A 13,476-nucleotide genomic window follows, 5' to 3' on the forward strand; every position below is an offset into this window, starting at 1 on the left:
ATTCAATTCCGTTACTTTCGAAAAACTGATGTAAGAATGAAATCTACTGGAAATGTTTCGGTTTTTCTTTTCTTGCTGCATGTAATGCTATTTCATCTATTCTTTTCTGCCTGGTTTCGGGTCTTTTGGCAAGTATAATCCATTGCAACATCATTTTTTTCATTGATTTGCTCAAACTTAAAAAATAATCTTTTGCACCCACATTAATTTTAAATGCCTCTTCTAAATCATCAGGAATAGTAAGATCTTCTACACTATCCAAGATATTCCAGGAACCATTTTCCTTTGCTATTCTGATGGTTTCATATCCGGCTTGCTGCATCAGGTTATCTTTTATAAGTCTTTCAGTTTTTTCCTTATTGATCTTTGACCAGGTACTGTTAGGTTTTCGTTTGCTGAACAATTGCATGAAAGAATACTGATCTATAGGTTTTCTTGTACTGTCTATCCAGCCAAAACAAAGAGATTCATCCACAAGATCACTCCAGGTGGCGACAGGTAGGTTTGATTTCACCGTATTACAAATAATCCAGATCGATTGTTCTTTATCATGATTTTCTTCCAACCACATTCTCCATTCTAAACTGGAATTGACGGATATTGTTTTTCTTTCGTTTATGGGTGCCATGTGTCTTTGTTTTACGTAAAATTATGAAAAATGAGTGACAATAGTTTGTCAGTAGCTTGCCACGGATGCAAGAATAAATTGATTATACATTAGGCTACACGCCTATTTTATTATGCGGTTTAGAATTTTGAACTGTATAAAGTATGTGAGTGGTAAAAACAAAAGAGAATAAAAAAAGATGAAACATTCTCTGTCTCATCTTTTATATATTATTAAGGTAAAGTAATTTTTTTACCTTGTTCCGGGAAAATATAATTTACTTTTAAAGGATTATTTTTCAGCAGTTCATCTTTAATGATCTCAGGATTATCTCCGGTAGGTTTTCTGTGTGTCACAACAATATTAAGACCTTCCAGATTTTTCTGTCCTGTTTTTTCTTTCAATTTGGTAAGCTCTTCTGTCAGAAGATTTGGAGTGAGGTGACCAAATAACAGCTTTTCGGACTGACTGTTGGGGAAGGAAACCTCTATCAGTATTGTTTTTAATTGCTTTTTCTTAATGAGTGGAGCAATGTTTTTCCAAAGAAGATCAAGTTTATCAGATTTTTCTACTCTGTCAGCGCCAGTATCTCCCAGATAAAGCAGATAATCGTTGCCTTTTCTTACCAATGCGGCACTGCTTTTATAAGGATTTACATGGCTTAGCTCGTAACCGCTTACAAACATGGTGGTGTTTTGTATCGGAGTTTCTATTCCTTCTTTAAGTTCGTTATAATGATATTTTCCTAAGATTGGCTTTTGTCCCTGATCGGCAAAATTAATCCATGTATCCGTGATAAAGTAATGGTTTTGCAGGATTTGAAGTACCGGTGCGATCCCAAAGATATCTTTTTTAGAATCTGCTGGAGAATTGATGATCAAGCCAGCGAGATGATCCAGGTGACCATGGGAAACAAAATATCCTTTTATTTGATCTTTCAGAACTTCCTCTGCTGAACCGTTAAGACTTTTTAATTCAATTGCTTTTCTGATTCCGGCATTTACGGTTCCTGCATCAAGGCAAAAGAATGTATTTTCATTAGGAGCTCCCACCAGATAGGCAGATAGATTATCTTCATGCTCGCCGCCATAAATTCCCAGTGGAATAAGATCAAAACTTTGCGCCTGTGAAACTGTGTATAGACAAAGGGCAAATAAGGAAAGTGCTATTTTTTTCATGATGAAAAAGATTACTTATAAATAAAAAAAGAGAATCTTCTGTTGAAGATTCTCTTAGCGGAGAGTGAGGGATTCGAACCCCCGGACCTGTTACAGTCAACAGTTTTCAAGACTGCCGCAATCGACCACTCTGCCAACTCTCCCGAAACTCCGAATGTATCGTTGTTTTCAGTGGTGCAAATATAAAGCGATTTTTAATTTCTGCCAAACTTTTCAAACTATTTTATAAATTTTAAAGCCAAGTAATTGTCCTACACAAAAATAAATTTATGGAATCCTTTACAATCAGTTAAATTTTAAGGTTGAAATTCATATTTTCCAGACATAAATTAAAAGTAGAAGAAGTTATTTTTTTAAATGGGGTCCAGCATTAAAGAAAGCATCATTGTAATTAATGATGCTTTCTAAGCTTGCAAAAAGTGAAAAATATGAACTGTTTATGTTTTAAAAAAGTCCTTACATTTTATATTCCACATTTTTATATATTCTTCTGTTTTTTATATCCACATTTTATTTTCTGCATATTTATAAACAGTTTTATCATCCCAGACAAATAATTGAATAGAAGTATATGGTGGTATATTATATTTAAAACCAGCCTGTCTTATTATAAATTCTTGTTCCATACTATCATTAGCATTCATTACCAATATTCGCTGCCCTCGATAACATTTTTTTAAATGAAAAGGTATACCATATCTGCATCTGATAACCAGCATTCTGTTCTCAGATTCATATTCCCAGTTATTTGGGTTTGAATCTTGCTCAATCATTCCATGAGACAGCCTTATTCTCCTCTTTTCATTGATAATTTCATCCTTAAGACTTGCCAATTCTCCATTTGGAATAAATAAAGTGTTAGGATCTTCATCTATTGATTTAAAGTTTCCTTCAGCCTTTACTGAGCCTGAAACATTTATTTTGTCTGCATCATTAGCTTCTGTACCTATACCAATATTATGGCTTCCTCTATGGAAATTAATACCTTCCCATTTTCCATAAGTACTTGAATATTTATAGTATTCTGATTCTAAGCCCACTAAGGAAACCCCCTCATTTACATTGTATATACCAGATGCTACTCCATTATAAGCGTCAACAACAGCTAAACCATTATTGGTATAATTAGTAAATTCATTGTTTAATGATATAGCATTATTCCATTGATTGATGTTGTTTTGGGTAAAATCCAAATCACTCCAAACAGTTCTCCAATCTCCCCAATCTTGTCCGGCATTGAAATTGCTTCCTCTGAATTTCATACCATTCCCCCCTCTTTCAATAGTCAACTGTTGCCTTCCATCAGATGAATTTAAGTTTAAGGTAGTCGTATAATTAAATTTTGAAGAAGGTACTTCCTGTCTATAAATTCCGGATTCGGACACTTCATTTAAATCATCAACATACTTTAAGTCTTTAAACTTATTATTCCAATTACCGATCATAGCTGGAGTAAGATTACCGGCATCCCAAATTACATTCCCTTGAAATGTTGGTCTTGATCTTACATGGTCAACAGCACCATAATTGTTAATAGTCATAGCAATCTGAGGTCCTGCTGAAAATAAACTGGTGGTTGCAAAAGCCATAGAGGTACCAGTCTCATCATTACTTCTTACGTATATACCAGCCTGTGCTCCGCTATTAGAGAAAAACCCAATGGATCCTGTATATTGATTATCAGGATTTGAGCCACTTTTAGTTTCTACCAGAAAAGAATAATCAGTTGATACACTTGTATTTCCCCAACCTGTGCCTGTATTTCTTGCTCTATCTTTAATAATCTTAAGACCGGTAATATCTTGCTGACCATCAACATTAATAAATCTACCAGTTGCCCAATTTTGTGTTGCCAATGCCAGATAACCAGCTGTTTTATGATAAACATACGGACCTGAATCAAAATTCCCACTAAAGAAACCTACTCCTGTAGCATTTTCCATTGCTTCAAGATAACCGCCATTTGCATGATTTCCCCATTGATATGCCTGATTCCACTCTTGAGAATTACCATAATTTTGTGTAGTAATATTACTATCTGTATGTATTCTTACCTTTTCTCGATATGTAGCTCCTCCATCTGTAGAAAATTCAAAATTGTATCCTCTTGAATCATCACTTCCGCCTCTCATATTACCGACTTTCCAGGAAGTGTTGTACCAATTAAGAGTATGACCTGCCACTATTTCATCAACATTCTGAACAGAGACATAAGTTTTAACAGAGTTCATCTCATTACCTGTGGATACAATTCTACCAACTGTCTGTAATTTTTCACTGTGATAATCCATTTGATTATGACCAATAACTACATTACCCCCACTTGGCTGTAAAAGCAAATCGTAAGCATGAGGAGTACCATCAAATCTTTGCTGTTGTATATAACCTTTTCCTGAACTTAATACTCCCATACCCATTCCGTAAGTTTCATCAATTGACGAAACTTTAGATGGTATATTATCCTTTTGTCCTATTACTGGCAAACCACCATAGTTTGTATTTACAGTCAGTCCTTGCGAGAAATACTTTTTAGCACCAATAGTCTGCTCAGTATCTAAATCAACATAATTTCCTAACGCGGAAGATGACACAAAATCCGAAGCTAATCTATGACCACCGCCGCCGGTTAAAAGATAGCTGTCACTAGAACCGATTTTATTAAATCCTTTTGATGAAACCTGACCAGCATCTGTGAATTGTACACTGTTATTAAAATCCCAATCTTCTGCATTTTTTGTAACAGATGGTACAAATACTAATCCGTTATTGGTAGGTTTTTGAATTGCCCAGGATTTATATGAACTATTTTTGAATTTAAAAGGTATTCTGTTGTAATAGGATTTGGCTGCGGATATAATTTCCTCCGTATTTCTTGTCTGATAATCACCGGGTTTGAAATTTACATTATCCCAAGCTACCCTCCAATTGGTCCAATTCCCCAGATATCCTCCTCGATAGGCTAATTCTCCTGCAGCAGCACTACCATCATTATGTTTTATCTGTAATTGTGATGTGGCTTCCTGTGCCCCCAGATGTAACATTGTACTTTTTAAATACTTTACTCCTCCTCCATCATTATCTGCTTTATAAACTCCAGAAGTGGAATTTCCTCCTAGACTATTGAAATTATCATTCGGTTGAACCGTTCTAGGGATGTAGTTATTATTCGCAAAATTAGTCAGCCAGCTTCTTGTAGCAACTACATCAGAAGGCAGAACAATCATATTGGAATTGTATAGATCAAAGTTCGTTTCTAAGGCATGAGACCATCCTGTATCCCAGTTTAAATTATAATACCCATATTTAGTTTCAACTCGGGCTACTTCAAATGATAAATATCCATTCCAGAATGTATCTGCTTCACCTAATAAAATACTGACATAACCATCTGTTCCAATTCCAACTCTTGCTGTAGTTGTGGGGAAATTATCTGTTACTTCCCATATTGCCTTTGATCCATCAGTAACCAAAGTACCCGATATATATTTGTAAAAGGCTACGTTTACTTTCCCTAGATATTTATTTTCGTACCCATAAATATTAATGTCAATACTAAACATCGTTTGTTCTGACGAAACTTGTGGCATTTTAAGAGCTAAGATCCCTGTATGCCCTCCAAAATCATAGTAGCCCTGGTAAACTTTATTAAATACTCTTACATCATTTTGACGTTTACTTATCGCTCCACCATCATTAAATTCCAAATCTTTTGTTCCAAGATTGACATTCTGTGTTGCCCCTGAATAAGGAACGAAATTTTGTGATTGGTTATTAACCTGAGCCATAACCCAATCTCTGTATGCAAACTGTTTCCAGCCTTTGAATTTTCCAGCCGAAACATTCCTGATAAAAGATCCTTCATCACCATTAAATCCTAGCTGAACCCCATATCCGCCTGGATGCGATGCAATACTGACAATAGAATTTGCATTATCAGTCATCGAAAACATATGAGTGGAGTCGTTATCTATTTTTTGGCTAAATTTTAATTTATTTTCTTCAAATAACGAATCTGCATCTACAGTACCCATTTCAGGACTTTGTAAAGACTGATGGCTATGATTGGTTTGTGAGTAGCTAGCAGGATTAAAATTACCGGTATGATAGACTTCATTAAAAGAAGAATCATCATTTCCATGATTACCTCTAAACAGCAACTGAGATTTAGAAATAAGCAACTGAGATTTATGCGCCTGGTTATTTCCACCTATTGACAGATAATTACCTACCCATGAATTGATCCCTCCAGCTCCGGTTAAGGCTCCATTTATCCATCCAAATTTATTTTCTTTGGCATACAAATCTGTCGGGGTCTGGTCATTCGTAATTAAGTTGACAGAATCAATGTTTCCAGTATGTAATAGTTCTGACCATTCTCTTACCCCATTGATGCCTTCTTTAGTTCTGAACCAAAGCCTTGGATCAGTTCCGTCATGTCCGTTATTATAATATAAGTCTAAGTTATTGGTATCCTGCCAATACCCTTTAAATTTGATATAACCTCCATAAGAAGCGCCATCTGGTCTGTCTGCTCCACCCCAGCCAATGGTATTATAAGATGAAACGAAACCTCCGTTTGGCAATTCGGCATCTAACGTGGTTGCTACACTTCCGATTGAACGGGAAAAGATATTATTATTGCTGAAAAAATTTTCGTTGGAACCTGTTACCAAATTCAGATCTGCAATAATCTCTGAATTTGTTCTTTGCGATATTTTTTTTGTTATGGGGTTCCATACCAAAACAAAGCCCTTATCATTTGAAACTGTTTTTACAATAATCTCACCCTCTACGGCGATATGATTATTAAAATATTCGGGCGCTATTAGTGATGCCATTAGTCAAGTCTTGCGGTTAAGGTAATTCTATATTCATTCAGGGTAAGCGGTGCCAAAACATCTATCTGTACTTTATCTTTAGCTACAGGCATACAGCTTACATTTATTTTTCTGTTATCAGCAATACGATAGCAGATATAATCAATATTTAAGGTATTCCAATCATGAGTAATTGTAAAGCTTGTTGAAAGACCGTCTCCAATTTCAATTGTTTTGGATCTAATTTTTGCATCCAAAGCAGCTTTTGTTGAGCTTGGTGTCATCGCTTTAGTGGTATCAACTCCCGCAATGGCTTCATCATTTGTAGCCAATTGAATAATTCCTTTTACTGCTTCTGTAGCATCTACAATATCAGGAATACCTTTTTCTATAATCTGATAATTTTTAGGAATATTGGAAGCATTATCAGTATTGGCAATAAGATGATCACCCACAGAAACAGGCTCATTACCTACCCATCCATTGGATGTAATCACCCATACCATTCCCGTTTTGATACCAGCTGAAGTAACTGGAGACGGAGCTGCCATTGAACCTTTAGTATCAGAAGGAGTATACCCTCCCGGCTGATAAATCAATGCCCCTGTAAGGCTTTGTCCTACTAAGTTTTCAATATAACTTTTAATCTTATTAGACGACCATGTATAAGTACCTGATTGTGTTGCATCATTCAGGAAAATAGAGACAATATCTGCATTGGTAAGATTTCTGCCTGCTACTTTAATAACATGTCCTGAACTATTGGTCAAAAGCTGACTTAGCAACAGAAGACCGCTTGTCTGATCTGTCTGAAACGGGTTATTGGTAAGCGGATAATCTGGGTGCACGTAGTTTTGAGCCAGATTAATCCATTGGGTTCCATTCCACTGATGCAGCTCATTTCTATAATCAATTACCCAACCCGGAAGCGCTTTATCCGTATTGGGAAATGTATCAAAATATTGAAAACGGGTACGTTGCAGTTCCCCAAAAAAATTATCCTGATGTGCGTTGTTACTTATTATTGCGTTATTATTCATAGCTTTTTATTTTTTATGGTTTAACTTTTAAAATGAGAATATTAATAGGGTTGACAATTTCGCCAAACATCTTAATTTCTATGATTTGGTTGGTTGCATAATCATCGACATTTATCTTCTTACCCGTAACACTGTCCCGAGCCTGAATGATCACATTTTCTGTTTCAAGAGGATTAGGGAAAACGGTACTTTCTGTAATCTGCACTACTGCACTGGTAGGTGTATTTGATATCAGTAAAATCTTATCATAGACCTGCTTATTAAATTCCTGTTGATTTTTCGGGCTGCCCAGCCCATTGTAGTCAAGTATCAGCTTTACTTTATCTTCCCTTGATTCTCCGGAAATAGCTTTTAGGGCTTCAATATCATCCCGATTTTTTTTAATAAAGTTGACAATTTCCTGAAGTTCATCTAGCGACAGGTCATTTGAGGATAGTAGCTTTTTAATTTTTTCTATCTCTAATGCTAAGCCTTTATCTGCGTCTTTGAATCCATTAACGAAGCCATCGATCTGTATTTTTGTGTATACATTACCTTGTTGATCAGAACCGTCAATGGTGGCTACGTTGCTAATTCCCAGCTTGCTTTTCCAGTTATTAACATGGGCTGCCGTTAGATTACTGGCATTTAGTAAAGCCAAATATCCAGAATGAGCTGCCGGATCTGCTAAATGCTTTTTAAAATCCTCAGCACTGGCAAATAAGTGAGAAAGGTCCTCAAATCCCTCAATACTTTTAATAGGGATAATGTCATCCTTATGATAAAAAGATAAAAACGTTGCTTTAAACTGCGCTTCTGTTGGAAAATCTCCAGTCTCAAACCAACTGAAAATTGTATTTAATGGTGTATTCATTTGATTATTGATAATTAGTTTTGATAAATTGATAATTCGGGGAAAGTTTATAAGCTGATCGCCTTACAATCGGATGCTTCTAGCGTTTTTGATACCCCTTTTTATCCTATTATGAGCTAAGCGCATTTCTTATTGGGTCATTACTTAAGAAATACCTGGATTGATGTAAGAATTGAGTATGATAATCCAGACTTCTTTATCAGATCACACCATCCTGTTATTCTTTGGTTCTGCTATCAAGTTTTACCATTTACAGCCTCCTTTTCAAATTGAGATGACTTTCAATCACCTTTCCCCTCCCTAACCTTGGTTGAAAACATATTCAGCCTGCTTGTTTTTTTACAGTTCAAAATTCATCTTTCCTTAGCTCCTATAAAAATTTTTTACGCTCTCTAGTCTGTAGTTGCAGTAACCTTTATACTTGTGAAAATCAGATGATATTACTTTGTAATTTCAAGGTTCAAAATTCTCTTTTTTTCAGTTCTTATGAAAGTTTTTAGCCCCTTCGATTCTGTAGTTGCAGTAAGTATATCATACATCAAAAAATATAGCGGCTAAAAAATATCAATGTAATAATCTCATTTTCCCAGTTGTCATACTATCAATCAAAATCTATCTTCTAAAAACTAATTAAAATGAAAAACCTATTCTTTTTACTACTGATAACCGCTTTTACCAATACACTTTCCGGTCAGGAATTAAATCATTTCTTTACCACACTTTCTGAAAAAAAGATCTTTAATGGGAGTGCTGTCATTTCCAATTCAGGAAAAACTATTTTAAATAGCAATTATGGGTTTTTAGATATAGAAAAAAAAGAAAGGATCACCGACCAATCTCAATTTCCGATTGCCTCCATCACAAAAACATTTACGTCAACAGCAATACTACAGCTTCAGCAAAAGGGAAAACTGAATATTAACGAACCTGTTCAAAAATATCTGCCTGATTTCCCCTATCCCAACATTACAATCAAACATCTCATGAACAACACTTCAGGATTAGCGCAAGAATACAATTTGTTTGATACGATCATTAAAGAACAGCCTGAAAAAATCATTTCGAATCAGGATATTATTCCGACTTTTATCCGTTTTAAAACACCTCTGTCATTTCAGCCGGGAAGTAAGTGGGATTATAACAATATCAATTTTTGCATCGCTGCTTTGATCCTTGAAAAAGTCACAGGAACCAGCTATGCTGATTATGTGCAGAAAAACATCTTCCACCCTGCAAAAATGAACCATTCATTTGTTCCGCTGAACAGAAAGATTAAAAGTCCCAATCAAGTTGAGTCATATTTATATCCTACCTTTTATTCGACAGAATTAGTTAATACAAACACGTTAAAAGAAACTTTTCTCATTGTAGAAAAAAGTAATTTTTATGGAAATGGAGGAATTGTAAGTACTGCTTTGGACTTACAAAAATTTCAAAAGGCATTATTCGATAACCGGATTTTGGGTAAAAAAGAACTTGAAGAAGCCTTGACTCCCACAAAATTGAATAATGGAACAACTGTTTCTTATACTATTGATGGCAAAGAATTAAGCTATGGCTTAGGATGGGCAATGTATACGGATGAAAGCGAAGGAAAAATAGTTTTTCACGATGGTTCTATCACTGGGTTAACGAGTATTTTGTTGTATAATATCACTAAAAATCAAAGTGTAATTTTACTTTCTAATTTTGGAAACACTCCTGTTTTACCTATTTCTAGTGCTATTTTTAATTTAATTAACAATAAACCTTATCGTATTCCCGGTCAAAGCCTTTCGAGAATTTATGGAAGTTTTATTGAAAATGGAAGCGAAGAAAAAGCAGATCGGCTGATTCAGGAATACTTGAAAGATCCAGGAAGCTATGAAGCTACTGAAAGAGACTTTAACAGGTTGGGATATCAGTTTCTTCGACTTCAGAAACTGGAGAATTCATTGAAAACATTTCATGTAGCTACATTATTATTTCCAACAAGCTGGAATGTATATGACAGTTATGGAGAAGCTTTATTACAATCTGGTAAAAAGGAAGATGCGATTAAGATGTATCAGAAATCTTTAGAATTAAATCCACAAAATACAAATGCGAAGGAAATGATGACCAAAATCAATAGTAAATTATGAAAAGAAACATACATTTAAAACTTCAGAATGCGGCTCAGAGGAATGAAAGATAGAACATTTCTATGAGAAAATATAAGGCAAAAAAACAATAAAAAAGCCTTAGAATTTTCATTCTAAGCAGATATAGATTTGTAAAAAAGAAAGGTATTAATTCAAAATATGGGGAAAATACTTACTCCTTGAATTAAAGATTTTTTTAAATTGCAAGCTGAAAATTCACTTCACTAATTTAAAACATAACAATATGAAAAACAATTATTAATAATGAAAACACACCTAAGAAAAATTTATTTAATTTACAAAATCAAAAAAAACTATGAGAAAGAAAATTATTTTGAGGCTATTTTTTATAATAGCTTTCACAATGTCAATGCACTCCTGTATTCATGATGATATATCTTCTGTAACCACAGAAACCCCAAACCAAGAATACACTTCTAAAAGCCTTTGGAAAGAAGATGAAAAGTATATCAAAAATGTAAAAGCTGTTTTCGATGAGTATGCAAATAAAAGTTACTTTACAACAAACTTTGGACTGTAAACTGGGATTACGCACTCACAATGGGAACATTTGATGAAAGTTTTTTAGAAGCTCCCGTTATTAAAAATGGAAAAGTAAGTTTTGTTCTTGTGGCTTATAGAGAGGGCGATAGAGTCTTTTTTAAAAGAAAAGAAGATAGGGGTTCAAACGAGTTTTTCAATACTTTGGTTTTTAAAGAAAGAAAAGAATTAAAAGGAAAAATTATAGACAATACTTATCAAAATGCTAAAGGGCTTTTGTGCTATACTGTAGAAGTCACATGGACATGGACTAATGATGATGGGAGTGCAGGAGAATCCTTTTCTTATAATGAAACAAGATGTAAAGGTACAGGTCCTTATTTACCCTGTCTTAGCGTAGAAGTAGGTGATAATTGTGGAGGCTCCACTGGAGGTGGTATGCCTAGCGGAGGAGGAGGAAATCCTGGTGGATACCCGTACACTCCTGAATTTAAAGAATTTACCGACAATTGTGCAAAAGTAAAAACGCTAAGAAATAATACAACATTTAAAAGTAATATTATCAATTTAGAAGGGAAAACAAGTCTAAAAGGAGAAACTGGTTATATCCAAAGAGCTGATGGAAATTATACTTACAAAGATACAGCAGGACAAAGTGAAACTTCCAATACTCTTTCGCTCCCAGACCCAGATTCACCAGAAAATAAAAATATAATGGCATATCTCCATACACATATTAATGACTATACATATGTAAATTCTGATGGAATTGAAGAAACAAGAATAGGAATAAAAATGTTTTCCCCTGCTGATATAGCCTATTTTATGAATATGCTTAGAAATGCTCAAGAACAAGGAAGACCATTATCTGATGTATATGCTGTAATGGTAACAAGCAAAGGAAATTACCAAATTCGATTTACAGGAAATCAGTATCAGATTAAAAGCTTCACAAAACAACAAATAAATAAATTTACTGAAGATTTTCCTACTTATATGGCTAAATATAACAATGATTTAGAAACTGGATTTTTGAATTTTATTAGTGAAAAAATGAATGTAAAGGCGACGAACCTTTACAAAATGGATTCCAATGGCACAAATTATGAAATAAAACTAACTGCCGAAAAAGCTAAAGTAACTACTGGATGCCCAGGTTAATAATTAAAAAATAAAAAATTATGAAAAATATATTAAGTATTATTTGCTTTGCAATTTTCACGTCGTGTATAGGACAGACTGTTTCACTTGAAACAATGGCGCAATGCGAACCAGGAAGCTGCCCAACAGCAACATATGTGAAAGATATTAATAATTTATTGAACAAATATGTAGGAACGTGGAAAGGCACACGTGAAGGTAAAAATTATGAATTCAATTTTGTTAAAAAAGAAAACTTTGGTTTTGAAGATAGTCTAAAAGAAGATAGACTTATAGGTAGATTAAAAATTACTAATTCTAATGGTCTCATTGAGTTTAATAATTTTATTCAACAAGATGATAACACAAGCTTTTACGGACATAAGTTACAAAAAGATTTAAAAGTCTATTTAATGCGTTTTGGAGGTGGTAAAATCGGATGTATTGATTATGGATATGTTTATATGTGGATAAAACCTGAGACTCCAAATCTAATGGGAATTAATTTCCATCCAGACAATGATATAGTTAAACAGGATTGTAGTAATTTCAAAACTACATTACCTAATAATGAGATTATACATTTAACTAGACAATAATCAAATTGAATCATCAGAAGTTTTCTGAAATAAAAGATAAAATGATTGGTTCTGCCGCAGACAGGTAAAGCTAATCATTTTTATTTTAAGCCACTTTAAGGCACTCATCAGTATTTTATCATAGTTCAACTAAATTTTGATAAACACCCAGAGGATAGCTTAAAAATAGTTCCTGAACCATCTATTCCACAATAGAAAACCAACTCTCTGCAGTACAGAAAGAATCATGTATCCTCTACAGTATTATCAGAATTTAAATTAAAAGGAAAAATTATAGACAATACTTATCAAAATGCTAAAGGGCTTTTGTGCTATACTGTAGAAGTCACATGGACATGGACTAATGATGATGGGAGTGCAGGAGAATCCTTTTCTTATAATGAAACAAGATGTAAAGGTACAGGTCCTTATTTACCCTGTCTTAGCGTAGAAGTAGGTGATAATTGTGGAGGCTCCACTGGAGGTGGTATGCCTAGCGGAGGAGGAGGAAATCCTGGTGGATACCCTTATCCTCAGGAATCTCACAATCCTTGTGAAAGAACTCAAAATATGCTGATGAAAACAGAGTACAGCCGAAAATTGATGAACTGAAAGCGCAATCTACTATAGGTGGAGAAA

At 34.3% G+C, this 13,476-nt stretch carries 10 protein-coding genes and 1 tRNA gene; 5 read left to right on the top strand and 6 right to left on the bottom strand.

All coding sequences use genetic code 11. The features are described 5' to 3' along the window. Window positions 1-43 precede the first annotated feature (43 nt). The 6 genes from AC5YGG_RS06995 to AC5YGG_RS07020 form a co-directional block, all read right to left on the bottom strand. Entirely contained in the window at window positions 44-628 is a 585-nt protein-coding gene (locus AC5YGG_RS06995) for a YdeI/OmpD-associated family protein (protein WP_496143784.1), read from the bottom strand. A gap of 212 nt (window positions 629-840) precedes the next feature. Beyond that, window positions 841-1,785, bottom strand: coding sequence for a 3',5'-cyclic-nucleotide phosphodiesterase (locus AC5YGG_RS07000; RefSeq protein ID WP_496143785.1), 945 nt, complete (start codon window positions 1,783-1,785; stop codon window positions 841-843). Between the two features lie 58 nt (window positions 1,786-1,843). Then, a tRNA-Ser gene (locus tag AC5YGG_RS07005) sits at window positions 1,844-1,928 on the bottom strand. A 354-nt stretch (window positions 1,929-2,282) separates the two neighbouring features. After that, a complete protein-coding gene (locus tag AC5YGG_RS07010) occupies window positions 2,283-6,623 on the bottom strand; it encodes a hypothetical protein (protein ID WP_496143786.1) in 4,341 nt (1,446 codons plus the stop codon). Then, window positions 6,623-7,642, bottom strand: coding sequence for a hypothetical protein (locus AC5YGG_RS07015; protein WP_496143788.1), 1,020 nt, complete (start codon window positions 7,640-7,642; stop codon window positions 6,623-6,625). Before AC5YGG_RS07015 ends, AC5YGG_RS07010 begins: the two co-directional genes overlap by 1 nt. Window positions 7,643-7,655: 13 nt before the next feature. After that, on the bottom strand, window positions 7,656-8,495 hold the full coding sequence (locus AC5YGG_RS07020) for a hypothetical protein (RefSeq protein WP_496143789.1): 840 nt from the start codon (window positions 8,493-8,495) through the stop codon (window positions 7,656-7,658). A gap of 635 nt (window positions 8,496-9,130) precedes the next feature. On the opposite strand from AC5YGG_RS07020, the gene AC5YGG_RS07025 reads away from it, so the two are divergent. The 5 genes from AC5YGG_RS07025 to AC5YGG_RS07045 all read left to right on the top strand — a co-directional run bounded on the left by AC5YGG_RS07025 (window position 9,131) and on the right by AC5YGG_RS07045 (window position 13,449). Then, complete coding sequence (locus AC5YGG_RS07025; protein ID WP_496143790.1) at window positions 9,131-10,618, top strand: serine hydrolase; 1,488 nt, start codon at window positions 9,131-9,133, stop codon at window positions 10,616-10,618. Between the two features lie 364 nt (window positions 10,619-10,982). Then, window positions 10,983-11,159 (top strand): hypothetical protein, encoded by a 177-nt coding sequence (locus AC5YGG_RS07030; protein WP_496143792.1) that lies wholly within the window; start codon window positions 10,983-10,985, stop codon window positions 11,157-11,159. Between the two features lie 20 nt (window positions 11,160-11,179). Next, window positions 11,180-12,280 carry a hypothetical protein gene (locus tag AC5YGG_RS07035; protein WP_496143794.1) on the top strand — a complete coding sequence of 367 codons (1,101 nt, stop codon included), beginning with the start codon at window positions 11,180-11,182 and terminating at the stop codon, window positions 12,278-12,280. 20 nt (window positions 12,281-12,300) lie between these two features. Beyond that, complete coding sequence (locus AC5YGG_RS07040) at window positions 12,301-12,858, top strand: DUF6705 family protein (RefSeq protein ID WP_496143795.1); 558 nt, start codon at window positions 12,301-12,303, stop codon at window positions 12,856-12,858. A gap of 306 nt (window positions 12,859-13,164) precedes the next feature. Continuing rightward, a complete protein-coding gene (locus AC5YGG_RS07045; RefSeq protein WP_496143796.1) occupies window positions 13,165-13,449 on the top strand; it encodes a hypothetical protein in 285 nt (94 codons plus the stop codon). Window positions 13,450-13,476: the final 27 nt, after the last annotated feature.

Source organism: Chryseobacterium sp. CS2K3, assembly GCF_059515185.1.

What these genes read in the sequence shown, in the direction of transcription:
- AC5YGG_RS06995 (WP_496143784.1), bottom strand. Translation starts at nt 628, where the DNA reads ATGGCACCCATAAACGAAAGAAAAACAATATCCGTCAATTCCAGTTTA.
- AC5YGG_RS07000 (WP_496143785.1), bottom strand. Translation starts at nt 1,785, where the DNA reads ATGAAAAAAATAGCACTTTCCTTATTTGCCCTTTGTCTATACACAGTT.
- AC5YGG_RS07010 (WP_496143786.1), bottom strand. Translation starts at nt 6,623, where the DNA reads ATGGCATCACTAATAGCGCCCGAATATTTTAATAATCATATCGCCGTA.
- AC5YGG_RS07015 (WP_496143788.1), bottom strand. Translation starts at nt 7,642, where the DNA reads ATGAATAATAACGCAATAATAAGTAACAACGCACATCAGGATAATTTT.
- AC5YGG_RS07020 (WP_496143789.1), bottom strand. Translation starts at nt 8,495, where the DNA reads ATGAATACACCATTAAATACAATTTTCAGTTGGTTTGAGACTGGAGAT.
- AC5YGG_RS07025 (WP_496143790.1), top strand. Translation starts at nt 9,131, where the DNA reads ATGAAAAACCTATTCTTTTTACTACTGATAACCGCTTTTACCAATACA.
- AC5YGG_RS07030 (WP_496143792.1), top strand. Translation starts at nt 10,983, where the DNA reads ATGTCAATGCACTCCTGTATTCATGATGATATATCTTCTGTAACCACA.
- AC5YGG_RS07035 (WP_496143794.1), top strand. Translation starts at nt 11,180, where the DNA reads ATGGGAACATTTGATGAAAGTTTTTTAGAAGCTCCCGTTATTAAAAAT.
- AC5YGG_RS07040 (WP_496143795.1), top strand. Translation starts at nt 12,301, where the DNA reads ATGAAAAATATATTAAGTATTATTTGCTTTGCAATTTTCACGTCGTGT.